General features: G+C 44.3%; 20 protein-coding genes. 10 read left to right on the forward strand and 10 right to left on the reverse strand.

From position 1 onward, the window contains the following. Positions 1 to 30 precede the first annotated feature (30 nt). The 6 genes from ACEZ3G_RS10985 to ilvD form a co-directional block, all read right to left on the reverse strand. On the reverse strand, positions 31 to 1,620 hold the full coding sequence (locus tag ACEZ3G_RS10985) for an NADP-dependent glyceraldehyde-3-phosphate dehydrogenase (protein WP_432425537.1): 1,590 nt from the start codon (positions 1,618 to 1,620) through the stop codon (positions 31 to 33). Between the two features lie 49 nt (positions 1,621 to 1,669). Further along, complete coding sequence (ilvC, locus tag ACEZ3G_RS10990; RefSeq protein ID WP_432425538.1) at positions 1,670 to 3,145, reverse strand: ketol-acid reductoisomerase; 1,476 nt, start codon at positions 3,143 to 3,145, stop codon at positions 1,670 to 1,672. A gap of 61 nt (positions 3,146 to 3,206) precedes the next feature. After that, positions 3,207 to 3,737 carry an acetolactate synthase small subunit gene (ilvN, locus tag ACEZ3G_RS10995; protein ID WP_432425539.1) on the reverse strand — a complete coding sequence of 177 codons (531 nt, stop codon included), beginning with the start codon at positions 3,735 to 3,737 and terminating at the stop codon, positions 3,207 to 3,209. Between the two features lie 12 nt (positions 3,738 to 3,749). After that, a complete protein-coding gene (locus tag ACEZ3G_RS11000; RefSeq protein WP_432425540.1) occupies positions 3,750 to 4,331 on the reverse strand; it encodes an O-methyltransferase in 582 nt (193 codons plus the stop codon). 50 nt (positions 4,332 to 4,381) lie between these two features. Continuing rightward, positions 4,382 to 6,115 (reverse strand): biosynthetic-type acetolactate synthase large subunit, encoded by a 1,734-nt coding sequence (ilvB, locus tag ACEZ3G_RS11005; protein WP_432425541.1) that lies wholly within the window; start codon positions 6,113 to 6,115, stop codon positions 4,382 to 4,384. A gap of 58 nt (positions 6,116 to 6,173) precedes the next feature. Next, the gene (gene ilvD, locus ACEZ3G_RS11010; RefSeq protein WP_432425542.1) at positions 6,174 to 7,850 is read right to left on the reverse strand and encodes a dihydroxy-acid dehydratase; all 1,677 of its coding nucleotides are present in this window, start codon (positions 7,848 to 7,850) and stop codon (positions 6,174 to 6,176) included. 388 nt (positions 7,851 to 8,238) lie between these two features. On the opposite strand from ilvD, the gene ACEZ3G_RS11015 reads away from it, so the two are divergent. The 7 genes from ACEZ3G_RS11015 to ACEZ3G_RS11045 all read left to right on the forward strand — a co-directional run bounded on the left by ACEZ3G_RS11015 (position 8,239) and on the right by ACEZ3G_RS11045 (position 19,163). Next, positions 8,239 to 9,108: a LytR/AlgR family response regulator transcription factor gene (locus ACEZ3G_RS11015; RefSeq protein ID WP_432425543.1), complete on the forward strand. Its 870-nt coding sequence runs from the start codon at positions 8,239 to 8,241 to the stop codon at positions 9,106 to 9,108. 109 nt (positions 9,109 to 9,217) lie between these two features. Next, complete coding sequence (locus ACEZ3G_RS11020) at positions 9,218 to 10,408, forward strand: cytochrome-c peroxidase (protein ID WP_432425544.1); 1,191 nt, start codon at positions 9,218 to 9,220, stop codon at positions 10,406 to 10,408. A gap of 19 nt (positions 10,409 to 10,427) precedes the next feature. Then, entirely contained in the window at positions 10,428 to 11,951 is a 1,524-nt protein-coding gene (locus ACEZ3G_RS11025; protein ID WP_432425545.1) for a parallel beta-helix domain-containing protein, read from the forward strand. 30 nt (positions 11,952 to 11,981) lie between these two features. Continuing rightward, on the forward strand, positions 11,982 to 15,068 hold the full coding sequence (locus tag ACEZ3G_RS11030; RefSeq protein WP_432425546.1) for a SusC/RagA family TonB-linked outer membrane protein: 3,087 nt from the start codon (positions 11,982 to 11,984) through the stop codon (positions 15,066 to 15,068). Positions 15,069 to 15,079: 11 nt separating this feature from the next. Continuing rightward, positions 15,080 to 16,552: a SusD/RagB family nutrient-binding outer membrane lipoprotein gene (locus ACEZ3G_RS11035; protein WP_432425547.1), complete on the forward strand. Its 1,473-nt coding sequence runs from the start codon at positions 15,080 to 15,082 to the stop codon at positions 16,550 to 16,552. A gap of 18 nt (positions 16,553 to 16,570) precedes the next feature. Then, positions 16,571 to 17,482: a PKD domain-containing protein gene (locus ACEZ3G_RS11040; RefSeq protein WP_432425548.1), complete on the forward strand. Its 912-nt coding sequence runs from the start codon at positions 16,571 to 16,573 to the stop codon at positions 17,480 to 17,482. 316 nt (positions 17,483 to 17,798) lie between these two features. After that, the gene (locus ACEZ3G_RS11045) at positions 17,799 to 19,163 is read left to right on the forward strand and encodes an aldehyde dehydrogenase (protein ID WP_432425549.1); all 1,365 of its coding nucleotides are present in this window, start codon (positions 17,799 to 17,801) and stop codon (positions 19,161 to 19,163) included. Here the strand turns inward: ACEZ3G_RS11045 and ACEZ3G_RS11050 are convergent. From ACEZ3G_RS11050 to ACEZ3G_RS11065, 4 genes are read right to left on the reverse strand one after another with little or no spacing between them, the layout of a single operon-like run. Beyond that, on the reverse strand, positions 19,160 to 20,005 hold the full coding sequence (locus ACEZ3G_RS11050) for a 5-oxoprolinase subunit C family protein (RefSeq protein WP_432425550.1): 846 nt from the start codon (positions 20,003 to 20,005) through the stop codon (positions 19,160 to 19,162). The two genes, ACEZ3G_RS11045 and ACEZ3G_RS11050, sit on opposite strands and share 4 nt — an antisense overlap. Further along, positions 19,998 to 20,735, reverse strand: coding sequence for a 5-oxoprolinase subunit PxpB (pxpB, locus tag ACEZ3G_RS11055; RefSeq protein ID WP_432425551.1), 738 nt, complete (start codon positions 20,733 to 20,735; stop codon positions 19,998 to 20,000). The genes ACEZ3G_RS11050 and pxpB overlap by 8 nt, the downstream gene beginning before the upstream one ends. Further along, complete coding sequence (gene pxpA / locus ACEZ3G_RS11060; protein WP_432425552.1) at positions 20,732 to 21,475, reverse strand: 5-oxoprolinase subunit PxpA; 744 nt, start codon at positions 21,473 to 21,475, stop codon at positions 20,732 to 20,734. The genes pxpB and pxpA overlap by 4 nt, the downstream gene beginning before the upstream one ends. Before the next feature lies 1 nt (position 21,476). After that, a complete protein-coding gene (locus tag ACEZ3G_RS11065; RefSeq protein WP_432425553.1) occupies positions 21,477 to 22,670 on the reverse strand; it encodes an Nramp family divalent metal transporter in 1,194 nt (397 codons plus the stop codon). A 288-nt stretch (positions 22,671 to 22,958) separates the two neighbouring features. Here ACEZ3G_RS11065 and ACEZ3G_RS11070 point away from each other — a divergent pair, with 288 nt between their 5' ends. The 3 genes from ACEZ3G_RS11070 to ACEZ3G_RS11080 all read left to right on the forward strand — a co-directional run bounded on the left by ACEZ3G_RS11070 (position 22,959) and on the right by ACEZ3G_RS11080 (position 25,238). Then, on the forward strand, positions 22,959 to 23,402 hold the full coding sequence (locus tag ACEZ3G_RS11070; protein ID WP_432425554.1) for a hypothetical protein: 444 nt from the start codon (positions 22,959 to 22,961) through the stop codon (positions 23,400 to 23,402). 7 nt (positions 23,403 to 23,409) lie between these two features. Continuing rightward, positions 23,410 to 23,973: a hypothetical protein gene (locus tag ACEZ3G_RS11075; RefSeq protein WP_432425555.1), complete on the forward strand. Its 564-nt coding sequence runs from the start codon at positions 23,410 to 23,412 to the stop codon at positions 23,971 to 23,973. Positions 23,974 to 24,125: 152 nt separating this feature from the next. Then, positions 24,126 to 25,238 (forward strand): pyridoxal phosphate-dependent aminotransferase, encoded by a 1,113-nt coding sequence (locus tag ACEZ3G_RS11080; protein WP_432425556.1) that lies wholly within the window; start codon positions 24,126 to 24,128, stop codon positions 25,236 to 25,238. Positions 25,239 to 25,516 lie beyond the last annotated feature (278 nt).

Raw genomic sequence — 25,516 nt, forward strand, 5'->3', positions numbered from 1 at the left:
GCTTGGTCTAGGCCAGCCTATCGATAATTTCTATAAAATATAATCCGTACTCACAAAATTGGAGAGTTTGGTTTCCAACAATTGTTCGACGGTTTCACGGTTCAGTTCGTTATCCTTAAAGGCCAAAAACGTGCGAATAGAAAAAGAGCGCAGTGCATCATACACGCTCAAGGTCGCCACGGCAGAATCTTTTCTTCCCGTAAACGGATAGACATCCGGTCCTCGCTGACATGAACTGTTAAGGTTCACCCGACATACAATATTGGCCAAAGTATCGATCAGGGGTGCTAGGGCATAGACATCTTTTCCGAACAAGCTTACCTGTTGACCATAATTGCTCTCCGCCATATCGTTCAACGGTTCCTCGATATCCTCAAAATCAAGAATCGGTATTACCGGTCCGAATTGTTCTTCTTCATAGACTCGCATATTCTTGGTCACCGGGTACAGCACCGCTGGCCAGATAAAATTATCATAACGTTTTCCACCTTTCTTGTTGAGTATCTTGGCTCCTTTGGACAAAGCATCGTCAATTAGTTCCTGAATATAATCCGGTTTATCCGGTTCGGGAAGCGGGGTGAGTTGTGCGCCCTCATCCCAAGGATTCCCGAATTGCAATGCATCGACCTTTTCGGCAAATTTCTCACGAAACTCTTTACTGATCTCTTTATGGGCATACAAAACTTTTAAAGCCGTACAACGTTGGCCATTGTACGACAGGGTTCCGCTCAAGCATTCGTTGATGGTAAGTTCCATATCGGCATCGGGTAGAATAATCGCAGGATTTTTTGCTTCAAGCCCCAGTACCAGACGTAAACGATTGGCTTTAGGGTGTTGGGTCTGCAAGGCATTGGCCGATTTGCTGTTGCCAATAAGGGCCAAAACGTTCACCTTTCCCGTTTTCATTATGGGGCCTGCAATGGCCCTGCCCCTACCAAATAGAATATTCACCACGCCTTTTGGAAAACTACTTTGAAATGCTTCGAGCAACGGGGCGATCAGCAGCACCCCGAATTTTGCCGGTTTGAATATGGTCGTATTGCCCATGATGATCGCGGGGATCAATAAGGTAAAGGTCTCGTTCAATGGATAGTTATAGGGTCCAAGGCATAATACAACGCCCAATGGGCCACGACGTATTTGAGCATAGACACCGCTTTCCTTTTGTAATTGAATGGCCTTACGGTCTATTTTTTTGTAGGCTTCTATGGTATCCTTGATATAATCGATCGTTCGATCGAATTCTTTTTCTGAATCCGATAGGTTCTTGCCGATTTCCCACATGAGCAATTTCACTACTATTTCACGTTTCTCGGCCATTCTTTCCACAAACTGCTCCATACAGGCAATGCGGTCGCGAGAATGCATCGTAGGCCAAACCCCTTGCCCATTGCCATAGGCCTCATTTGCCGCATCTAAAGCATGTAGGGCCTCGGTTTCTCCCATATCGGGAATGCTACCGAGCAATGTGGGCTTATAGGCATCGGTCGATGAAATGGTGGAATAAACCTCGGAAGTACTTCCTTCCCAATTTTTTAGCTCTCCGTTTACCAAATATTGCCTTTGGTGGATCTGTTCCTTTATCTGGAACCGTTCAGGTATTGTCGGCATCTTATCCATTTGTGTATTCTTGCAATTAAAAATCCCCGATGGCTCGGGGATATGTACGTTAAACGATAGGTTTCATAGCGGTCATCGACTCACGTAGTCGGGCACCGACCCGCTCTACCGGGTGTTCACGCAACACTTTGTTGACGGCTATCAACTTGGCGTTGTCCACCCCCGTATTTTTTCCTTCGCCGTAATGCTTACCGATCACATCGGCATCTATCTTTTTCATAAAATCGGCCAACAGGGGTTTGCAGGCATGGTCGAAAAGATAACATCCGTATTCCGCGGTATCGGAAATAACACGGTTCATTTCGAACAATTTCTTGCGTGCAATGGTGTTCGCTATCAATGGGGTTTCGTGCAGCGATTCATAATAGGCCGATTCGCCGATAATACCTGACTCGACCATACTTTCATAGGCCAGCTCTACACCCGCCCTCACAAAGGCGACCATTAACACACCGTTATCATAATATTCCTGTTCTGAAATCTCATCATCTCCGGCAGGCGTTTTTTCAAAGGCGGTTTCGCCCGTGGCGGCCCTCCATGTCAACAAATTTTTGTCATCATTGGCCCAGTCTTCCATCATGGTCTTCGAGAAATGTCCGGTCATGATATCGTCCATGTGTTTATGGAACAATGGCCTCATAATTTCTTTCAACTCTTCCGATAGTTCAAAAGCTTTGATCTTCGCAGGATTCGAAAGACGATCCATCATATTGGTTATACCGCCATATTTCATACCCTCGGTAATGGTTTCCCATCCATATTGGATCAGTTTGGAAGCATATCCGGGATCGATACCCTTCTCGACCATCTTATCAAAGCACAGAATGCTCCCCGTCTGCAATAATCCGCATAAAATAGTCTGTTCGCCCATTAAATCGGACTTTACTTCAGCAACGAAAGAAGATTCCAAAACTCCCGCCCGGTGTCCACCCGTGGCGGCAGCATATGCCTTGGCCTGTTCAAGGCCTTTCCCTTGGGGGTCATTGTCAGGATGCACCGCAATTAAGGTAGGAACGCCAAACCCTCTCTTATATTCCTCGCGCACCTCTGAACCCGGACATTTTGGCGCCACCATTATGACGGTCAGATCTTCACGGATCTGCATGCCTTCCTCTACGATGTTGAACCCGTGGGAATACGACAACGTGGCACCTTGCTTCATTAAGGGCATTATCGTACCGACGACATTTGTATGTTGTTTATCGGGTGTCAAATTAATGACCAGATCGGCACCGGGAACCAATTCTTCATAAGTTCCGACGGTAAAACCGTTTTCGGTCGCATTTAGGTATGATTGGCGCTTTTCATTTATTGCCGCCTCGCGTAATGTGTACGAAATGTCCAAGCCGGAATCACGCATGTTCAAGCCCTGGTTCAAACCTTGGGCACCACACCCTACGATTACGATTTTCTTTCCCTTCAATGCTTCTACACCATCGGAGAATTCGTTTGCTTCCATGAACCTACATTTTCCCAATTGGGTCAATTGATCTCGTAGCGATAGTGTATTAAAATAATTTGCCATAATTAATGCTCTCTTTGTTATTATTCCCCAAAGGGGAAATCGATTGTTTATTTATTTGATGTTATTTATGAATTCCGTTCAATAAGGCCGTGATCTGCATGGCTTCTTTAGAAACGGCAATTCTACCCGACCGTACGAACTGCATGATTCCATAGGGTTCCAATTGATCATGCATTTCATCGATTTCATGTTTTCTGCCAGTCTTGGCCAACACGAAAAAATCTCTCGAAACCGTAACGATCTGCGAATTGCTTTCCTTGATTATATTTTGAATCTGACGTTCATCGAACAGTAAGTGCGATGCTATTTTAAACAACGCCGACTCTTGATAGATGGTTTCGTCATCGGTATGGTAGAAAGCCTTGATGACCTCGATCTGTTTCTCGACCTGACCCACTATGTTATGTACCCAGTCTTCGGTCGTATGGACAACTATTGTAAATTTAGAAACATTTTCTATTTCTGATTTTGAAACATTTAAGCTCTCTATATTAATGTGTCGCTTTAAGAATATTCCTGATATTCTGTTAAGCAGGCCGACGTTGTTTTCGGAATAGACCGAAATTGTAAACCATTGTTTTTTCTCACTCATAACCCTGTTAAACTAATATTTTCGCACTGCTATTACTACTCCCGTTGACCAATTCATTTTGGTCAAGGTAAAATCATTTCTACTTTCTAAATAAGCCATCAAACCTTCCACATTTTTTTCATGCCCTTCGGGCCAATTGGGTTGTGCGGCCATGTCGTCAATGACATAAAACCCGCCAATCTTTATCAAATCCAACAGCTCTTCAATTTCACTATATTTTCCGGGCCAAGCATCGGCAAAAATCAAATCGAACTTTTCTTCCCGATAATGCTTGATCCACTCGGAACCATCTTGACAGATGATTTCCACCCTTGGGTCTTGTCCGAAATATTGTTTCGCTATCTCCGTCAATTCCGGGTCATTATCAATGGTACTCAATTTGGATTTTTCGCCCATTCCATCGATCATCCAAGAAAGACTTAGCCCTATACCCGTGCCCAATTCCAAAAACCTTCCTTCTGGCTTCGAGGAAACCAAGGTTTTCAATAGTGTTCCAATATATAAATCCGAGGGCATCGGAAATCCGATTTCTTCCGACTTCTTCTGGATTACTCCATGGATTTTAGGAACATCATGTATATTGGAATCGATCATAGTCTCGAATAATTCTTCACAAACCGAAAGACTTTTTCAGTTTTTCATTATTATTTCAATCGAATATCGGATACTGAAGCCCCGGAAGGAATCATCGGAAAAACGTTATCTTCTTTCTCGACCTTGACCTCAAGAAAATAGGGTTTATCTGAAGCGATCATTTCTTGTATCGTACTTTTCAAATCTTCTCTTTTGGTCACCCGTTTCGCCTCGATATGATATCCTTCGGCGATTTTTACAAAATCGGGATTGGTCATTACCGTCGATGCGTAACGGCTGTCGAAGAACAATTCTTGCCATTGTCGTACCATACCCAAATGATCATTGTTCAAAACGACGATCTTTACAGGAACCTGATGTTGAAAGATAACGCCCAATTCTTGAATGGTCATTTGATAACCGCCATCACCGATTATTGCTACAACTTCCCTGTCCATCGCGCCCATCTTGGCACCGATTGCGGCCGGTAATGCAAAACCCATAGTACCCAAGCCACCAGAGGTGATATTGCTCTTCGATTCTTCAAATTTTGCGTAGCGACAGGCAATCATTTGATGTTGACCAACATCAGTAACAATAACGGCTTTGTTCTTAGAGGCCAAATTGATCTCTTCAATGACCTCTCCCATCGTAAGTCCTTTCTTGGTCGGATGAATGTCATTTTTAATGATCGTATCGTATTCGATCTCATGCTTTTTCTTAAACTCGCCATGCCATGTTTCATGCCTGTTTTCTTTGACCATAGGAAGCAAGATCTCTAAGGTTTCCTTAGAATTGCCCAATACGGCAAGGTCGACTTTTACATTTTTATTGACCTCGGCCGGGTCTATTTCGAAATGAACGATTTTAGCCTGCTTCGCATAGGTATCAAGATTGCCAGTGACCCGGTCGTCAAATCGCATACCGATGGCCAATAATAGATCGCATTCGTTCGTCAAGATGTTAGGCCCGTAATTACCATGCATACCCACCATTCCGACATTCAGTGGATGGCTCGATGAAAGTGCCGATTCTCCCATTATTGTCCATGCCGCGGGAATGCCGGCCTTTTCGACCAATGCCTTTAGTTGTTCCTCGGCCTCGCCCAAGATAACCCCTTGCCCAAAAACGATATAAGGTTTTTTGGCCCTGTTGATCAATTCGGCAGCGGCTTCTATTGCTGCAATATCAGGACTTGGCACAGGTTTATAGCTACGTATGCCGGTACACTTTTCGTATGTAAAATCAAGTTCGTCGATCTGCGCATTTTTCGTAATATCGATCAATACCGGACCTGGCCTACCCGATTTGGCAATATAAAAAGCCTTTGCCATCACCTCAGGAATCTCCGAAGCTTTGGTAATCTGATAGTTCCATTTGGTTACCGGGGTCGAGATACCGACAATGTCGGTTTCTTGAAAAGCATCCGACCCAAGCAAATGCCTAGCTACCTGTCCTGTTATGCAGACAATGGGAGTCGAATCAATTTGGGCATCTGCCAGGCCAGTGACCAAATTTGTGGCACCGGGACCTGAAGTGGCCATCGCCACACCGACTTTTCCGGAAACGCGTGCATATCCTTGGGCGGCATGTGTCGCACCCTGTTCGTGACGCGTCAATATATGAGTCAGCTTATCTTGAAACTTGTAGAGTTCATCGTATACGGGCATAATGGCACCACCTGGATAACCATATAGCAAATCGACACCTTCCTCCAATAAACAATGGATTATTGCTTCGGCACCACTGATACGAATGCTTTTTGGAGACTTTGTCTCGACCTTTTTTTCTTTTATTGTTTCCATAGGCCTCCCCCCGACCCCCTTCAAAAAAGGGGGAGTATCGGGAACTTATTTAATGTTACTATATTTCATCGGTTACACAACCTTTTGAGGCCGAAGAAACCGTTTTTGCATATTTGTATAGACTACCCCTTTTGACCTTTAAGGGCGGCTGTTTCCAACTAGCCCGCCTCTTATCGATCTCTTCATCGGTCAAATCGACTGAAATGCTATTCTTTTCGGCATCGATGGTAATAATGTCGCCATCTTGCAACAGACCAATCGTGCCGCCTTCCTGTGCTTCAGGGCAGACATGCCCAACAACAAAACCATGCGTACCCCCTGAAAATCTACCATCAGTTATCAAAGCAACATCCTTTCCAAGTCCGGCACCCATAATGGCGGCTGTCGGTTTTAGCATTTCAGGCATTCCCGGGCCTCCTTTTGGTCCTTCATAACGGATGACGACCACATCGCCTTTTTTGACTTCACCGGCACCGATACCGGCATTCGCCTTGAACTCGTCATCGAAAACCTTCGCCGGGCCCGTGAAGTGCAATCCTTCTTTTCCGGTTATTTTTGCAACGGCCCCGTGTTCAGCAAGATTACCATAAAGAATACGGAGATGCCCTGTTTCCTTAATCGGATTGTCCAAACCATGTATGACCTGTTGACCCTGTTGCAGACCGGGAAGGTCAGCGAGGTTTTCGGCAATCGTTTTGCCCGTAACGGTCATGCAATCGCCGTGAAGCATTCCATTTTCCAACATAAATTTCATCACAGCGGGCGTACCGCCGGCACGATGCAGGTCTTCCATCAAGAATTTCCCGCTCGGTTTTAAGTCGGCCAAAAAAGGAGTCGTATCACTTATTTTCTGAAAATCGTCAATGGTAAAATCAACCTCGGCCGCTTTTGCAATGGCCAAAAAGTGTAGCACGGCATTTGTAGACCCCCCCAAAAGGGTCAAAAGACGAACAGCGTTCTCGAACGACTTTCTGGTAATTATATCGCTAGGTTTGATATCGTTCTCCAACAAATGCCACAATGCTTTGCCCGATTTATAGGCATCTTGTTGTTTTTCTTTACCTATTGCCGGATTTGATGAATTGTAGGGCATTGCCATACCAAGTGCCTCAATTGCCGAAGCCATGGTATTCGCCGTGTACATACCACCGCATGCACCAGCACCCGGACAAGCGTTTTGAATTACGCTTTTATAATCAGCTTCATTCATGGTGCCGGCCACTTTCTCGCCCCAGGCCTCAAAGGCCGAAACGATATCCAGTTTTTTATCCTTAAAACAACCAGAAGCTATCGTTCCACCATAGACCAATACCGAAGGCCTGTTCAACCGGATCATTGCCATTAGTGCCCCGGGCATGTTCTTATCACATCCCACGACCGTGACGAGCCCATCATAGTTCATGGCCTGCACGACCGTTTCCATAGAATCGGCAATAATATCACGGGAAGGCAAGGAATAACGCATACCATAAGTGCCCATGGAGATACCATCGCTGACACCAATGGTATTAAAGACCAATCCGACCGCTCCACCATCATTGATACCCTTTTTTACTTCTTGGGCAAGGTCATTGAGGTGCATGTTGCACGGATTGCCTTCATAGCCAGTGCTTCCAATACCTACTAAGGGCTTTTTCAAATCTTCTTCTCCAAGACCAATGGCGTATAGCATGGCCTGGGCGGCAGGTTGGGTCGGGTCTTGGGTAACGTTCTTACTGTATTTGTTCAATTCCATTCAAAAGTGTTCTGTTGCGTTGCAAATACATTGTATCTACTCTGATCATCAAAGATAAGTGTTTCATATGCCGCGCTCTATTGACAATTAGAATCGATTTAAATCCAATTTTGAAGATATTTCTCCAAATTATTGTAAATCAAATATATAGCATCAATATTTTATCATATTCAATAGCAATTCCAATTACGGTCATGCATGCAGATTCAAATAGTACCTAAAGCCAGGAAATTACTTTTTGGTGGGTAGGAGGCAACCTTTTCAAAGGAATAATTTAAAGCGCAATGCCCCTGCCCCGACAAATGATCCGTGCTCATTCATTAAAAAATCATTGGCCAACTACAACAGTTGCAAATATTTCTTAAATTGATAATATTTGATTTCGTAAATGAATTTTAAGCAATTTCTACAGCAAGATTTCCCTTATCTGGATTCTACCAGAAACAAATTGATACTTATCGGTGCCATCGGGCTATACTCGTCATTTTTTTTAATAGTCTACTCTCCCTTCAACATTGATCAATGGAAAAATGATGCGTACTGGAAATATGTATTGCTGGGGATCTTGGTCATTTTTGTTACCCAGTTCGTTCTAAGACCGCTGTTCGGAATAAAGACCTTTAACTATCGAAGCCTTATTTTCTGGTGTCTATTTGAACTTTTTCTAATGGCGACCGCCCTTCATGTAATTTTTGCCGCCCCACATGTAACGCTAAGTGAAAAAATCTTTGACTACCTAAATACGCTATGGATTGTTACCTTAATTGCGGCCATACCCTATTTTATGGTTTTGGTTTATCTCGTATTAAGGGAAAGATTGTCCGCCCAAAAGGAAATCGAAAATAAAATTTTGAAAAATTCATCAAATACAGCGGAAAAACTTCTTACCATTACCGGAGAAAACGAAAAAATAAAATTAGCCATTAAGTACAATCAGCTCTTACTTGTCAAATCTGCTGGAAATTACCTTGAGCTTTTTTATCTACAGGGTGAATCGGTAAAAAAAGAATTGGTCCGCTCCAGTTTGAAGGAGTTCGAGGAAAAAACTATAGACACCGGTATAATAAAGGCCCATCGATCATATTTGGTCAACATAAACCACATCGCATCCTTGAAAAAGACGAAAAAAAGTTACGAGCTTATCGTACAACACCTTCCTGACACAACGATTCCCGTTTCAACAAGTTACAAGGATTCTTTTGAGAAAATACTGAAAAGAAAATCTCCCCGTTCGTCACAACATAGGGTTGTTTCATAACAAATCAAGCCAAAACTTCCCACTCGATTCCCAATTATATTTATTTCGTGCCCAGCAAGAAATTCTTGTGTTGTTAGGTTAGTTATCCAGTAATAAGGCCATTGGGGCAATGAGCGAGAAAAATATCATCTTGAAATCAAGCATTTCCGGAATCCTTCTGGCCTTTCTACTGTTGTTTTTTCTTCCCGAAAGTCGTACGGCCGGTTATGAGAATGTACCCAGATTGAACCCTAATTGTCCACCAGGTTTTAAGCGAAATGCCGATAATGAGTGTATTGCACAAAGTTTATACATGCAGTACGACTCGCCGAACAACAAAGGTGTCGGGGGACTTCAAACCGGACTTCCAGAAATACGTGATGGTTTTTCCCCCCAAGAAATCGATTTGGGCCGATATTTATTCTTCGACCCGGTGCTATCGGGTAGCGGAACCATTTCATGTGCCACCTGCCACGATCCGAAAAAAGGCTTTTCGGATGGCCTTCCCACAAGTATTGGACATAACGGACAGCAACTTAAACGGGCCGCCCCATCGTTGTGGAACGTGGCTTTCTTAAAAAAACTTTTCTGGGACGGTCGCGCATCCACTTTGGAAGAACAATTGAAAGGCCCATTGTTCTCGGAAGAGGAAATGAACAATACTCCAGAAAGCCTTTTGAAAACACTTAACGAGATACAGGAATATAGGGCGTTTTTCGCCGAGGCATTTCCGAAAAGACGGGCGGAAGACCGGATCGAACTCAATGAGGTCTATAGGGCGATCGCCGCCTTTCAATCGTCATTGCTATCGTTGAACAGTAAGTACGACCGATATGCCCATGGTTATCATGAGGCTTTGAACGAGAAAGAAATTGAGGGCATGAACGTTTTCCGTTCCTTTATTGCCCGCTGTGCCGAATGCCATACACCACCTCTTTTTACGAACCAACAGTTTGCAGTGATCGGTACTCCCGAACCTGATGGCCTACCCCTGGACCCGGGGGCCGAAATACCTTTTAACGACAAGACGCTTAGGGGTGCCTTTAAGGTGCCCAGTCTAAGGAATATTGCAAAAACAGCCCCTTATATGCACTCGGGTAATTTCAGTACGCTTAGAGAAACCGTCGAATTCTATACAAAAGGGCGTGGTCATGCCGTACCCGAAGATGAGGACATTATTTTACATTGGCACATTTGGGATCCCCAGTTGAGTGATTACGAATTGGACCGTCTTGTTGATTTTTTGAACACCTTGACCGACGAGACGTTTATGCCAAGAATACCCGAAAGGTTGCCTTCGGGACTAAAACCATCTATATAATCCTTTTGAATATACTATTATGAAATCAACGCTGTTCAAAATCATTGCCGCCATCGTGTTACTGGTAGCCGGGATCTTTTTGGGAAAATCAATGTTCTCGTCACCCAAAGTCAGCACCGTTCCCATGCCTTCTGGCATCGGGTTGCGCACCACAGGTAACTCAAACGACACACTCTATGCCAACACGATTACCTATGATGGTGAAATTATCGAGGTCAAAAGTGGCGCCTCCATTCAAGAGGCGGTCAAAAAGGCCAATCCCGGGGATCTGATCCGCGTATACCCTGGCACCTACTCCGAAAATGTCTATATCGATAAAGACAATATCGGGCTCCAAGGTGTGGTCATCGAAGGCGAATGGCCTACGTTGGACGGAAAGAAGGAAATCAACGATGCATTTCTGTATTCCGGTAACGGCATTTTGATCGAGAATTTCAAGATCGTCAATTACAAGGGTAACGGTATCATGGGACAGGCCGGAAACAACTTTGTTATTCGTAATAACTGGATAATCGATACCGGGGTATACGGTATCTTCCCGCAGTACGGCAAAAATGGTCTCATCGAACATAACGTTTGCAGCAAGATTGAAGATGCTGCCATTTATGTGGGCATGTGCGATAACGTAGATGTTCTCCACAATGAGGTATTCGATAATGTGGCGGGTATTGAAATCGAGAATTCACGTCACTGTTTGGTGGAGAACAATTATGCCCACGACAATACGGGCGGCCTTTTGGCCTTCGTAACGCCAGGGCTTCCCATAAAGACCACTTTCGACGTCATTATGCGTAACAATTTCGTGGTCAACAACAACACGGCGAATTTCGGTGCCCCGGGGTCTACCGTGGCGGGAATTCCTGCCGGAACGGGCATTCTCATTATGGCCGCTGACGATGTGGTCGTCGAGAACAATATCATTACCGGAAACAACAATACGGGCATTACCATAGTCGACTTGGCGACGGGCGCCCCAAAAGCGAATGACCCAAATTCGGAGGGTAATCCGGATCGAGTTGTCATCCTCGATAATATAATGTATGAAAATGGCAATGACCCAACTGGTGAAATCAAAGCCATCATGCTAAGCCAAATGGATACGAAAGGGCCGGACATTTTTGCCTATGGCGGGGGTACCGGAAGTTCCATAAGGGATAAAAACAGATACCGCACCTTTGGTCTCGATGGTTATGGAACCGCACCGATAAACGACACCAAGGGAATACGCACTATGATGACCCCTTCACCGGTTCCGGCAAGATCGGTCTCTAAAGAAGAACTGGGCGAACTTACTTACTATGGGGTCTGTGCGGGATGCCATGCTTTCGGCACACGCCTGATCGGGCCTCCTACCGAAATTCTTCAGGCCATTCACAATGGTAATCCACAGGGTATCGTAGACTATATCAATAATCCGAAAAACCTACGCGAAGACTATCCTGAAATGCCTCCGCAAGATTACCTGTCTGACGAAGCCAAATTGGCGGTGGCCGAATACATTCTGAACATGAAACACGAAACAGTGACAAACTCAAATCAATAACTGACTATTTAACTAAACATCTAATTTTGTATGAAAAACCTTTTAACAGTGATAGGCCTAATGGTATTTTCCATTATGGGCACGGCACAGACCTCGGTTTCAGGTACGGTATTGGAAAAGAATACCGATATACCCTTACTTGGCGTGAGCGTTTTGGTAAAAGGAACCACAATCGGAACCACGACCGATTTTGACGGTAAGTATTCGATCGACAACGTTTCCGATGGGGCCGTTTTGGAATTCTCCTTCTTAGGGTTCAAGACCGTTGAAATAACGATGACCGGGCAGACCACCATCGATTTGGCACTTGAGGAAGACGGCGAGCAACTTGATGAAGTGGTTGTAACGGCACTCAATATTCAAAGGGACAAGGAGTCGTTAGGGTACTCCATTTCTCAGGTTACTGCCGACCAAGTCAATGTGGCCCGTGAAAACAATGTAATGAATTCCCTTTCCGGAAAGGTTTCCGGATTACAGATCACGCAATCGAATACCGGGGTCGATGGTTCGAGCCGCGTACTTTTAAGGGGCATAACCACGATCAGTGGCAACAACAGACCTTTGGTCGTTGTCGATGGAATACCTATTAATAATGGTTCGGGAGGTGCCGGCGGCGGCGGTGGTATCGACCGCGGGGATGCCCTTTCAGATATTAACCCAGACGATGTCGCATCGATAAGCGTACTTAAGGGAGCAGGAGCCGCAGCAGCTTATGGTTCGCTTGGCATGAACGGTGTAATTCTGATCACTACCAAGTCGGGTACCAAAAAGAAGGGAGTGGGTATTGGGTTGAACTCCTCCTTCTTGTTTACCGATATTGCCCTGACCCCCGATTTTCAAAATGAATACGGCTCAGGTGCGTTCGGCGATTTTGCCCCCATCAACGCAGATGGAAGACCAGTTCTCGACTACCCTTTTTCATGGAGCTGGGGACCTAAAATGGAAGGGCAGGCCTACACGAATTGGCTGGGCCGGCAAGATGTTTACGCACCGAACCCCAATCGTAATCCCTATAATGAATTCTACCAGACCGGCTTTACCATGTCAAACACATTGTCGTTTGAAGGGAGAAATGACAAAGGTTCTTTTCGATTGGCCATAACCGACGAAGATGGTCAAGGAATCGTTAGCAACAATACCCTATCGAAACAGACTTTTAATATGAGGGGGTCTTCGAACTTAACCGATAAGTTAAAGATCGATGGAAAGATGACCTATATCACTTCTAAAGTAAAAAACCGACCTGAATTGGCCGAGGGGAGTGGAAATACGGCCTTACAACTTTCGCTCATGCCGCGCGATATCCGCTTACAAGATGTAGCCAACAATACGATCAATGTGAACGGGGAAGAAATCAAGTGGAATTTGGACAATACGTTCAATAACCCCTATTGGGCTTTGGAAAATGCGGGCAACGTTGACGAAAAAGATCGCTTTCAAGGCTTTATTTCGACAAATTGGGATTTAAACGAAAGGTTCAACATTACTGCCAAATCGGGTATCGACTATATCGTTTATGATTTTACAAGTTTTGGCGCACGGGGTGCCAATGCCATTTCGAACGGTTTGGGATCTTACAACCACCAAACGGGAAAAAGTAGTATCTGGAACTCCGACATATTGGGAACTTATACAACGAACATTTCCGATTTCAATGTTACGTTAAGCTTGGGCGCGAACTATCGCAATGAATTCAGTAGTGCGTTGAACGTTTCGGGCAACGATGCGAAAGTCGACGGGTTTTATCAGATCAGTAACTACAAAAATTCGTTCAGCAACGAAAACACGACAAAGAAGGGAATCTACTCTTTCTACGGCTTGGGGCAGTTCAACTATGGCGGCTATCTATACTTCGACGTTACCCTGAGAAACGATAATTCGTCTGCACTGCCTAAAACGAACAACTCATATTGGTACCATTCGGAAAATATGAGCTTATTGTTCTCGAAATTGCTAGGCCTGAATTCAAGAATATTGAGCCAAGGCAAATTGCGGGGCTCGTTCGCCAAGGTCGGTAACGACACCAGTCCGTACCGAACACAGGCCGTTTACAATGTCGACCAAACCGTTACCTTGCCATATACGGTCGCGTCGATTTCAGGAAGCCTACCATCTTTTGACCTACGACCAGAAACTTCAGAATCTTGGGAAATCGGTACTGAGCTAGGATTCTTGGACAATCGAATTCTATTGGACGCCACGTATTACCAGACCAATACCACCGACCAGATCATGGCAGTACCCATTTCGGGCACTTCGGGCTTCGATTCGAAAGTGGTCAACGCGGGCGAAATTCAAAATAAAGGTATTGAGGCCCAATTAAACCTGATACCTTTTGATTCTGAAAGTTTTACATGGAACCTAGGATTCAACTTTACGAAAAGTAACTCTAAGGTCGTTTCACTCAACGAAGGGCTGCAGAATATTGTTTTGGGAACCCTTTGGACCGCTTCGGTCGAGGCAAGGCCAGGCCAAGAATTCGGTACCATCTATGGCAATGATTTTCTAAGGGATAATTTCGGAAGGAAGATTATCGGTAATGACGGCCTTGCCCAAAGAGGAGAGCGTGTCGCCCTCGGAAATATCAACCCAGATTGGTACGGCGGCTTCACTAACCAAATACGATTTAAGAATTTCACTTTAAGTTCGTTGATCACAGCACAGGTCGGTGGGGAATATTATTCGTATGGTCGCGGTTACCGGTTGTTCTTCGGAACGGATCAGCGAAGCCTCGTAGGAAGGGAAACTGGCATCATCGAAGACGGTATCAACGAGTTTACCGGCTTTGAAAATGATGTGCCGGCCAATGCCATGCTCAAACAGTTTACTGATATATTCGCAAATGAGGTAGCTACAGACCTGATACTCGACGCAACTAACGTAAAACTCAGGGAAGTAGCGCTGACCTTTGATTTTCCGGAAACCATGTTGCGAAACACCTTTATTCAGTCGGCTACTTTATCGGCCGTTGGTAGAAACTTGCTCTTTCTATACAATGCCAGTGGTGACATAGATCCCGAGGCGACCTATAGTAGCGGCCCTGCCAGTACTGCCTTTGAACATTCCTCCTTACCTTCGACCCGAAGCTATGGCCTTAACCTAAAAATCAACTTTTAACAGCGATGACCATGAAAAATACACAAAACAACATACGTAAAATAGTAGTTGTCGCATTGTTCGGAATACTATTTTCATCATGCGAAAAACATTTGGAAAACCTTTATGACAACCCGAACGCGGTAACGACGATTGACGATTCCGCACTCTTTACAAAGGCGGTCAGAAGTTTGTTTCAAGGCACCACCGATCAAGCATCAGCCCGGTTTGCCGGACAATACGCGCATTATTTCGTCGCAGGAAGTACTTGGAGGGCCCCTGATCAATATGGCGATGGTTTTGATGGCGACTATAACAGCATGTTAAAGGAAGGCTATAGTGGTACTATCCGTCATATCGAAGAAGTATTGCTAATAACATCTACCGCTGGAACACAGAACAATGTTCGCCATGCGATGGCCGATATCATTGCGGTACTGGGCTATGCCAAAATGACCGATGCTTTTGGCGATGTTCCGTATAATGAAGGCGGAAAGGGCAAGTCGGAAAACATTATACAGCCCAGATATGATTCACAACAAAGTATTTATACCGACCTGATCGCCCGTTTAGCTTCAAGTATAGCCGTTCTTAAAACCGCAAATCCAGAATTGGGCTATCCAGGTTCCGATCCGATTTTTGACAATAATCTCGACAAATGGGTCCGATTGGCGAATAGTGTCCGCCTACGCTTGGCCATGCGGTTACGGTATGCCGACCCAGGGTTATCACAATCAACCGTCGTGCAATGTTTATCGGAGCCTTTGATGGAAACTCCCGAACACGATGCATTTATGATAGAGACCGAAGGCACCGGAAATGCTTGGTTTACAAGACGTACCGGCTTTCCCTCCATAAAAATGTCAACATTTTTGATCGACCAATTACAGAATACCTCGGATCCGAGATTATCGATATTCGTAAGTCAAGACGGTAGCGGCCAATATTCGGGAATCACGAACGGATTGACCGATCAAGCGTTCGGAAATTCCAATTTTGCCAACTTGTCAGACATGGGACTGGCACTATCATCACCGGAAAGCAAACTATTTGTGATGACCGCAGCGGAAACATGGTTGTTAAGGGCAGAGGCCGCCTTGGCGTATGACAACGACCCGACCGCGGCAAATTCTTTTTTTAGAAATGGTATCGAAGCTTCATTGAACCAATGGGGAGTAGAAGCTGCCGAAATATCGGATTTCATGGCATCGCCCATCGCTACGCTCTCAGGGAACAACGATGAAGAGCAGATCGGCGTTCAATTGTGGTTGGCACTAACCCCGAATTACTTTGAGTCGTGGTCGCATATACGCCGTACAGGATTTCCGGTGCTTCCCGTGAGAACAGATCCAGGGCTGCATCAGGGCGCGACGAACGGCATTATGCCGAAAAGGTTCAATTACCCATCGTTCGAACAAAGTTCAAACGCCACCAACCTTCAAGAAGCTATTTCTAGGCAAGGCGCTAACAAAATTGATACCCCCATCTGGTGGGACAAAAATTAAACGTTAAAAAATTATCACATGAAAATTACATACATTAAGATAATCGGTCTTTTGTTACTTTTTGTGTTTTTTGTCAACTGTAGCAATGATGAAGATCCAAGATTGCCTTTGGCTGATTTCCAATTTTTGGTCGAGGGTTCGGTAGTAACTTTTAACGGAACGGTCGAAAACGCAAATTCCATTTCATGGGATTTCGGCGATGGTTCCACCAGCACTGAAGAAGACCCCCAATATGCATTTGCCAGCCCGGGTACATATACCGTGGTTCTATCGGTAAGTGGTGAGAACGGTACATTTTCGGAAACAAAGGAAGTTACAATCTTGCCCTCTCTTGAGATATTATTGACTGGAGGCCCGGCGCGGCCCGAAGGCAAGACTTGGCGATTGAAAAAAGCGTATACCGCAGGTAAGGAAGGTGCAGGTCTGATCGAAAACGACCTAGGACTTTTGATCGCATCGTTCGACAATCTATTGGAAGCCGTTGGCCTCGGAGCCTCCTATGAAGATTCATTTACCTTTGTTCATGATGGCACCTATAAAGTCGATAATGTCGATGGGCAGAGCCTTATGGGCCTGATTCATGCCAGTGCCTTTTTTCCGACCGAGATAACGGGTGTTTCGGCAGATATAAACAATGTACCCTTGGCACATGCGCTTTATGAACCAAAGACCGCTGCCACGTGGTCTGTAAGTGAAGAAGATTTCTCCGTTGACACCTTATTTCCGCAAGTTGGCCCTGAAACCGTTGAATTTACAGGAAAACAACGGCTTATTTTAGACGAATATCTAGGCTATAAGGAAACCAGTAATATCGTCATCATCAAGGAGCTTACGGAAACGACGATGAACGTGGCTATGGGCATCCATACCGAACCCGATTTTTATGATACGCCCACTTTGTTTTTTCATTTAACGTTCGAATCCCTTTGATCTTAATAATTCCCCGATGGCCCTGCCTCGGGGTTTTCTATTTATCTCTCCATTGGAGAGGCCAGAACTGCCCTTTTTGAAGTTCTGGCTTAGGTTAAATACAAAAGTTCGGTTTAGTGCCAAGGTCAAAATGAAATTAACGGAATACCGCTATGGCCTGTCTTGTGGATATTCGATTGCAAGAATTATATATTCGAGAGAAATTGAGGGCCCGAAAATTACATTATTCGATAAGCTTGGTTTAGATTAGCTGTGTTCTTAGCAGTGAAATCGCCAAATGCATGATACATTTGGTTTTTTTGTTAAAATGATGCCTATGGAATTATTAAAGAAACAGCGTGATTTTTTTACAACACAGCGTACAAAGAACATCGCCTTTCGAAAAAAGGCGCTAAAGCGATTACAGAAAGAAATCATCGAGCGTGAGGATGATATCGCGGAAGCCATCTATAAAGATTTTAAAAAACCAAAGTTCGAAACCTTGGCGGCCGAAACACAGTTCGTTTTGGCAGAGTTGAAATTGGCGCTAAGGAATATCGATATATGGGCCAGGCCCGAAAGAAAGGCGGCCACCTTGATGAATTGGCCGTCATCTGATTGGATCTATAAAGAACCCTATGGTGCCGTATTGATCATTGCGCCCTGGAATTATCCGTTTCAATTGGCGTTCGCACCGTTGGTCGGAGCCGTAGCTGCTGGAAATACGGTCGTTGTCAAGCCCTCTGAGGTAACCCCGAACACCGCAATGATCATATCTGAAATCGTGAACGCCGTTTTTGAACCTGAGCATGTTGCCGTAGTGGATGGTGGCGTGGAAGTTTCGCAAGAACTCCTCGCCGAACGCTGGGATTACATTTTTTTTACGGGAAGCACAAGGGTCGGGCAAATCGTTTATGAAAGTGCAGCGAAACATCTGACCCCGGTTACCTTGGAACTGGGTGGCAAGAACCCAACCATTGTCGACGAAACGGCATCCATTGATTTGGCGGCGAAGCGAATCACTTGGGGCAAATTCTTGAACGCCGGCCAAACCTGCATCGCCACCGACTATATCTTAGTGCACAAAAGCGTAAAGGACAAACTCGTAAAGGCCTTAAAACGATATATCACAAAAAGTTATGGAGAAAACATTGAAGATTCTCCCGATTTTTCTCGCACTGTAAGCCAAAGGCATTTTGAAGGATTAAAGGCCATGCTCGAAGGGGAAGAGGTACTTTTTGGCGGCGATTCGAATGAGGATGACAATTACCTCTCACCTACCTTGGTCAACGAGCCCAAGCTGGAGAGTAAATTGATGCAGGGCGAAATTTTTGGGCCGATACTTCCCGTAATCGCCTATGAAACCGAAGCCGATATCGAACGCCATATCATGAATTACGGCAAACCCTTGGCGACCTATATATTTTCAAACCGAAAATCCTTCCAAAAGAAAATTATCGATAGATACAGTTTTGGCGGTGGTGCAATCAACGATACCGTAATACAGATTACGAACGAAAAACTACCGTTCGGCGGAGTAGGTTCAAGTGGTATCGGTGCCTATCATGGCAAGACATCTTTTGACATCTTTTCGCACCAAAAAGCGATTATCAAAAAAGCGAATTGGTTCGATGCCCCGCTTCGATATCCGCCCTACAATCTTTCAATGAAATTGGTCAAAAAAATAAAACACCTTTTCTAGGGTGCGATCAATCTGAACGAAATAACGTCTCCCAGCTTTTTTTGGGCAAGTATTGAAATCGCATCTTCGGTCAGCTGTAAAATTCTAGGATAGCCCCCGGTGGTTTGGCCATCTTTCATCAAAACTATCAATTTACCTGCGGGGGTAAGTTGTACCGTTCCCGGAAGGGTCGCCGAAGTAAGCATCGACCTGTTATGACCAGCAATGGTTTCCTTTAATTGATATGCCATTCGATTGTTTTCCTTCGATACCGAAAAATTACTGCCGAATACTTTTTCGAGCTGCCGGTTCTCAAGCATTTCAAATTCAGGGCCTTTTGCGACTTCCAAAATTTCCTTATCAAAATATGGATTTATCTTGATCTCGGGAATTTTAGGAACGAAGGTATCACAGGGCTCATATCGAATTGTACTTCTATCTCTTAAATAGGTGCTGTCGGTTATCGATTTGGTCTGCGAACGGCTACCCAAAACCTTCTCCGTTTTAAATCCATTCTTTATGGCCAAATAACTACGGAATCCGTTTTCGAGCCTACCATATGATAAAATATCGCCAGGTACAATCTTAAGAACTTTATAATTATCGACCGGGCTATTGTTCAGCGTAACGCTCATGGAGGCTCCGGTCAAAACGATAAAGGTGTTCTTCTCGAACTCAAACGTTGGCCCCGTCATGGTTATTTCGAGAACCGCATCGTTTTCATCGTTCTCTAAAAGCGCGTTCGCCGTTTCAAAGGCCTGGTTGTCCATTGCCCCTGAGACCGGCACTCCTTTATCGCGATAGCCGAACCTACCGCGATCTTGAACGGAAGTATAAAAACCGGACTTCAAAAGTTTAAGCATCGATTTTTAGTTTTTCAATTTTATAAATACCGACTTCGCCTTCGATCTTGTGCAAATCATATTCGGCCCTTGAAATGGAATAAAACTGAATCTGATCGCCAACGCTCACCAAACATGGGTGATCTTCTTTTGCATTAAAAATGGAAACCGGGCAATTACCGATAATATTCCACCCCCCGGGCGATTCTTGGGGGTAAATTCCGGTCTGCTTCCCGGCAAGTCCGACAGCGCCTTTTGCAACCTTCAACCTTGGGGTCTCCTTTCGAGTGATTTCCAGTGACTCGGGCAACCCTCCCAAATACATGAACCCGGGCAAGAACCCAATTCCGTATACACGATAAACATGTGCCGTGTGCTGTTCGATAATTTCAGGGACCGACAATCGCAGTTTTTCAGAAGCTAGTTCTAGGTCGATGCCAAAATCAAGGTCATAGCACACAGGAAGCCGCCATAGGTATCGTTGTTCAGGTATGGTGCCTGACTTTTCGGCGTACCATTTTTTCAGTTTTGCGCTAAAATTCTTGAAATCGACCAATTTGTAGTTTTGAACGAGGGTCAATGAGTTATAGGCAGGTATCATTTCCCAACCGGTATCCTTTAGGCATTTGGTTTTCAGATACCGATAAAAACACAAAATATCTTCAAGAATGGCCTCATCGACCGTACTTGGCCACTCCACCAAAACGGCTCGCAATCCATAAGGGCGTATTGATAATGGGTAAGGCTTCATTTTTTGATTCGAATGCCTGCTTTTGGCAATTCTTGGGTAAGGTAGTCTAAAATTTCTAAAGCGAATGGGGTGTCGCCATGAATGCAATATGTGTCTGCCAAAATTTCAATTTTTTCCCCTTTTAGGGTCGTCACTTTATTTGACCTTACCATGTCCAATAAATGCTGCAAAACCTTTTCGGGTTCATGGATCACAGAACCCGGTAGCTTGCGCGGTACCAAACTCAAATCATCGTTATAGCTGCGGTCGGCAAAGGCTTCTCTTTTTAGTTTAAATCCCTTTTCATGCGCCTCTTGTTCTATAACAGATTTATATGGTACATAAAGTATCGCCAATTTTTTAAACTCCTCAATGGCCGATAGCAATACTTGAGCCAGTCCCTTATTCTTGGCAACATCATTATATAAAGCTCCGTGGGGCTTTATATGGTGCAATTCGATTTTTTCATTTTTCAAGACTCTCGCAAAACTGGCCAATTGGCCGCGAATACTGGCTATCAATTCCTTTTCGGAAATATCCAATGAAACCCGACCAAAATTGATTCTATCCGGGTAAGAAGGGTGCGCCCCGACCTTAACTCCATTTTCGTGTGCCATCCTGGCAATTTTGAACATGGACTCTTGATTTCCCGCATGGCCCCCGCACGCGATATTACAGCTAGATATCAAAGGAAGTAAAAGAGCCTCGTTGCCCACTCCCTCACCCACATCACAGTTGATATCAATATAAAATTCATTCATTTCAAAAAAGTCCGAATACCTTGAAGACACTTTTAACTCCAAGAAAAATGGCCAAGGCGATGATCAAGATGCCCAGAATATTCTGGACAAGGGTGTTCTTATATTTTCCCATCACAGAAGACCTGTTTACAATCCAAAGTAGAAATACAGCGACGAAGGGAAGTAAAATTCCGTTGGCAACCTGTGCAAACTTGATAATTTCAATGGGTTTCAGGTCGAAAGAAAGAAAAAAGACTCCAAGTGCAAGAATTAACATCCAGACACTCTTGAACCTGATATCCTTCAAATTGGCCTTCCACCCAAAGCAACTATTGGCGACATAGGCGGCGGCCAACGGTGCAGTAATTGCAGAAGTGATTCCCGCGGCAAATAGACCGATGCCCATAAAGTACTTGGCGCTTTCGCCGTAAAGCGGTTTTAATCCCATGGCAAGATCCATTACCCCTTTCACCTTTTCCCCTGGTATGGCCGAAGCCGCAATGATAATTGACATTGAAACCAACCCTCCAAGGGCTATGGAAACAAAGGTGTCACGTCTCGCATGCTTCAGGTCGCCCTTTGACTTCCATTTTTCACTGACCAAAGAAGTGTGTAAAAATAGGTTGTACGGTACTACCGTCGTACCCACCAAAGCGATAACGGTCAACAGACTTTCTGAAGGCATCGAAGGAATAAAAAGTCCTTTAAAAACCTCAACAATATTCGGGCGCGTAATAATTGCGGTCAATAAAAAGGAAATACTCATGACCATGACCAACGATACGAATACCTTTTCAAGTGTCTTATAGCTGCCCAAATATAAAAGTAAAAAGGCAAGGCCACCGATTACCAAGGGGTATAGATTTTTATATTGTTGGCCGAAAATGGCCTCCATTCCTAAAACGGCACCACCAATATTTCCTGCCTCATAGGCCGCATTGCCGACGACAATGGCTCCGAGAATAATCGTTAGGGCCAACATGCGTATCCATGGTGTATGTGCTTCTTTTTTAATAACATCGGCCAGTCCACTTTGGGTAATAATACCCAATCGCGCCGACATTTCTTGCAGAACCAAGGTCGCCATGACCGATAACAACATTGCCCAGAGCAAGGAGTACCCGAACCCGACCCCGGCCAATGTACAGGCGGTAACGGTACCCGGACCAATAAATGCCGCCGCTATCAAAACACCAGGTCCAATCTTTCTGAACATACGATGATAAATCTATTTGGTCGTAAATAAAATTGGTAATGCCTTCATTGGCTTACAAAATAGCAACTTTTAAAATTAAAATGGCCAGAAGACCGTTCGGTCGAATTACACCACAGTTTTAACATTTTTGGATGCATTTCATCTAAAATTTTGCAGTTCGTCTAAAATCAGGGTGCAAAACGTCGAGCAATTATACGAATCGAAAAAACATCAGGTTATTATTATCCCAGATCAAACCAAAAGAAACGTTACCCGTAAACAATCGGGTGCTTAAATTAACCTACGTGAATGAACTGTTTAGAATGCAATAAAGCACTTGATTACCTAGATCATAAAAACTCGATGGATAATGTCGGGGTCGAATTATGCGGACAACATTTTGTACGTATGAAAAAATTGGTCGAACAGCATGGAACCCCGATCGAGGCCATACAGCTCTATTATGGGCTTAAGGATGCCGGAGTCAATGCCATGCTGGAATGGTGGGACGGTAAAAAGTCGGTCGATATTGCCATTTCAAGGGTAAAGCTCAATATCGAAATAGACACCAAGTATCATATGCTTACCCATGAACAGGCCATCAATGATCTCGAAGAGGCCATGCATTCGTTCAAGAACGGATTTACCACAATTCGAATACCCCATGTATTGATCAAGCACTATCTGAAAGAAACAGTGCACAATATTTTGGGAATCATGGAAGGTCTTCGGGCCAATATCAAAGTAATCTAACAATCTTATGACTGCAGTAAAGAAGGTTTTGAAAACACCGCTACGAATTTCACTGGCCGTGTTGCTCATAGGCATGATGGCCAAAATCTTGCAATGGCCTTTTGCCAAGGAGACAATGCTCATAGGCTTTTTTGCCGTCGGCATTCTTTACGCCATAAGGTTCTATAAAAAGACAGAGAAACAATATATTGATTACGTCAAATTGATACTCGTTCTTTTTTGGACGACCAATGGACTGCTAAGAATACTCCACTTTCCGTATACCCTATTTTTTCAGATCGTAACCGCGATTACCTTCGTAATCTGGTTTATTATGGAGGGAACGGCCTATTTTATGGATGAGGACAGAAGATCCAAAAACACCCTGTCGCACATTTTATGGAATTGCACCTTGGTTCTAGGAACATTAGGGGTAATATGCGGAAGCCTGCTTAAAATATTGCATTGGGAATATTCAGTGCATTTATTGTCTCTAGGAATAACCATGGTCGCAGCCTATATTCTTAAAGATGTCTTATTACCGGGTTCAGCCAATGATGAAGAAGGCAACAACGAAGAATTTCAGTTGTAGAAATTCGTTTTAGAGGAAAGAAACACCGAAATCCATACCGTTTTTCAAAGGTTTTAGGCACCATTTCTTTTCCATTTATGCGATTACTTTTCACTTGATAGAAAGCTTATACAATTAATACGTATCTTATTTCTCGAAACAATACTTCAAAAATGAGAAATATAGATCGTAGAAATTGGCTGAGAACGGTCGGCCTTTCTGGAGGGTTTGCCTTGTTGGGAGGTTTCGAAAGCCTTGCCCTTGAGATTCCACAAAAAAGCGCAAAAGAAAAAGGTCCTGTTCGATTGAGTTCGAACGAGAACCCATATGGCCCTTCAAAACGTGTGCGTGAAGTCATTGCCAAAACCTTCGATGATGCCTGCCGATATCCCTTTGGGGCATTGTCAGATTTGGTTCCGTTGATTGCCGAAAAAGAAGGGGTCACAAAAGACCATATCGTCGTTACGGGAGGATCGACCGAAGGCTTGAAAGCCGTGGGATTGACCTATGGCCTGAATGGCGGTGAACTTATCGCAGCCGACCCTACCTTTCAAAGTATGCTCCGTTATGGGGAAACCTTCGGCGCCCATGTCCACCGCGTTCCCGTTGACGATAAAATGCAACATGACCTTGAAGCCATGTCGCGAAGAGTGAATAATAAGACCAGCCTTATTTTCATCTGCAATCCGAACAACCCTACAGGTACTTTATTGAACAAAGATGAATTGAAAGATTTCTGTACCTCTCATGACAATAAGGCCATGATATTCAGTGATGAGGCCTATTACGATTTCATTACGGAGCCCGATTATCCATCGATGGTCGAATTGGTCAAACAAGGGCGTAATGTTATCGTTTCGAAGACCTTTTCAAAGGTCTATGGCCTGGCAGGTATGCGAATCGGATATTTAGTGGCACGGCCCGACATTGCGACACGCTTAAAGGCCATTGTTATGGCCAACACCAACATATTGGCCATCGAGGCAGCCAAGGAAGCATTGCGTGACGATGAATTTTACAAATTCAGCATTCTTAAGAACAAGGAGGCAAAAGACATTATCTATGCTACTTTGGACAATTTGGAGCTTCCGTATATCCCTTCACACACTAATTTTGTATTCTTTAAAACAGGTAGGCCGATACAGGAAATAATCAAAGCCATGCAAAAAGAGGGGGTTCTTATTGGTAGGCCTTTTCCCCCATTATTGGATTGGGCACGTATCAGCACTGGAACTATCGAACAGGTGCGACAATTCTCCAATGCCTTGAAAAAAGTAATGGCCTAGGTGTTGATGACCAAACCGATTTTTGAGCGGTAAAACTGCATTTTAAGGGCCCTATCGCTTTGAAAAAGACATGTCATTTATCGATAAAGTGCCTTTTTTAAAGGTTTTGCGGATTTTCATATTTTTCACTTCACGGAGGATTCGGGGCACTTTGACCGACACAATGACAACATATCGAATTTTTGCCCCATACATGGGCATGAAAATCCTTTTGGGCACTTTTCAGGGTTTTATATATATGACATAAACCCATTTTTATGAAGGAAAAAACTACAATA

It is taken from the genome of Meishania litoralis (genome assembly GCF_042611095.1).
GTDB lineage: Bacteria > Bacteroidota > Bacteroidia > Flavobacteriales > Flavobacteriaceae > Meishania > Meishania litoralis.

What these genes read in the sequence shown, in the direction of transcription:
- pxpA (WP_432425552.1), bottom strand. Translation starts at nt 21,475, where the DNA reads ATGAATGAATTTTATATTGATATCAACTGTGATGTGGGTGAGGGAGTG.
- ACEZ3G_RS11000 (WP_432425540.1), bottom strand. Translation starts at nt 4,331, where the DNA reads ATGATCGATTCCAATATACATGATGTTCCTAAAATCCATGGAGTAATC.
- ACEZ3G_RS11015 (WP_432425543.1), top strand. Translation starts at nt 8,239, where the DNA reads ATGAATTTTAAGCAATTTCTACAGCAAGATTTCCCTTATCTGGATTCT.
- ilvD (WP_432425542.1), bottom strand. Translation starts at nt 7,850, where the DNA reads ATGGAATTGAACAAATACAGTAAGAACGTTACCCAAGACCCGACCCAA.
- ACEZ3G_RS11080 (WP_432425556.1), top strand. Translation starts at nt 24,126, where the DNA reads ATGAGAAATATAGATCGTAGAAATTGGCTGAGAACGGTCGGCCTTTCT.
- ACEZ3G_RS11075 (WP_432425555.1), top strand. Translation starts at nt 23,410, where the DNA reads ATGACTGCAGTAAAGAAGGTTTTGAAAACACCGCTACGAATTTCACTG.
- ACEZ3G_RS11050 (WP_432425550.1), bottom strand. Translation starts at nt 20,005, where the DNA reads ATGCTTAAACTTTTGAAGTCCGGTTTTTATACTTCCGTTCAAGATCGC.
- ACEZ3G_RS10985 (WP_432425537.1), bottom strand. Translation starts at nt 1,620, where the DNA reads ATGGATAAGATGCCGACAATACCTGAACGGTTCCAGATAAAGGAACAG.
- ilvB (WP_432425541.1), bottom strand. Translation starts at nt 6,115, where the DNA reads ATGGAAACAATAAAAGAAAAAAAGGTCGAGACAAAGTCTCCAAAAAGC.
- pxpB (WP_432425551.1), bottom strand. Translation starts at nt 20,735, where the DNA reads ATGAAGCCTTACCCATTATCAATACGCCCTTATGGATTGCGAGCCGTT.
- ACEZ3G_RS11030 (WP_432425546.1), top strand. Translation starts at nt 11,982, where the DNA reads ATGAAAAACCTTTTAACAGTGATAGGCCTAATGGTATTTTCCATTATG.
- ACEZ3G_RS11025 (WP_432425545.1), top strand. Translation starts at nt 10,428, where the DNA reads ATGAAATCAACGCTGTTCAAAATCATTGCCGCCATCGTGTTACTGGTA.
- ACEZ3G_RS11070 (WP_432425554.1), top strand. Translation starts at nt 22,959, where the DNA reads ATGAACTGTTTAGAATGCAATAAAGCACTTGATTACCTAGATCATAAA.
- ACEZ3G_RS11040 (WP_432425548.1), top strand. Translation starts at nt 16,571, where the DNA reads ATGAAAATTACATACATTAAGATAATCGGTCTTTTGTTACTTTTTGTG.
- ilvN (WP_432425539.1), bottom strand. Translation starts at nt 3,737, where the DNA reads ATGAGTGAGAAAAAACAATGGTTTACAATTTCGGTCTATTCCGAAAAC.
- ilvC (WP_432425538.1), bottom strand. Translation starts at nt 3,145, where the DNA reads ATGGCAAATTATTTTAATACACTATCGCTACGAGATCAATTGACCCAA.
- ACEZ3G_RS11035 (WP_432425547.1), top strand. Translation starts at nt 15,080, where the DNA reads ATGAAAAATACACAAAACAACATACGTAAAATAGTAGTTGTCGCATTG.
- ACEZ3G_RS11020 (WP_432425544.1), top strand. Translation starts at nt 9,218, where the DNA reads ATGAGCGAGAAAAATATCATCTTGAAATCAAGCATTTCCGGAATCCTT.
- ACEZ3G_RS11045 (WP_432425549.1), top strand. Translation starts at nt 17,799, where the DNA reads ATGGAATTATTAAAGAAACAGCGTGATTTTTTTACAACACAGCGTACA.
- ACEZ3G_RS11065 (WP_432425553.1), bottom strand. Translation starts at nt 22,670, where the DNA reads ATGTTCAGAAAGATTGGACCTGGTGTTTTGATAGCGGCGGCATTTATT.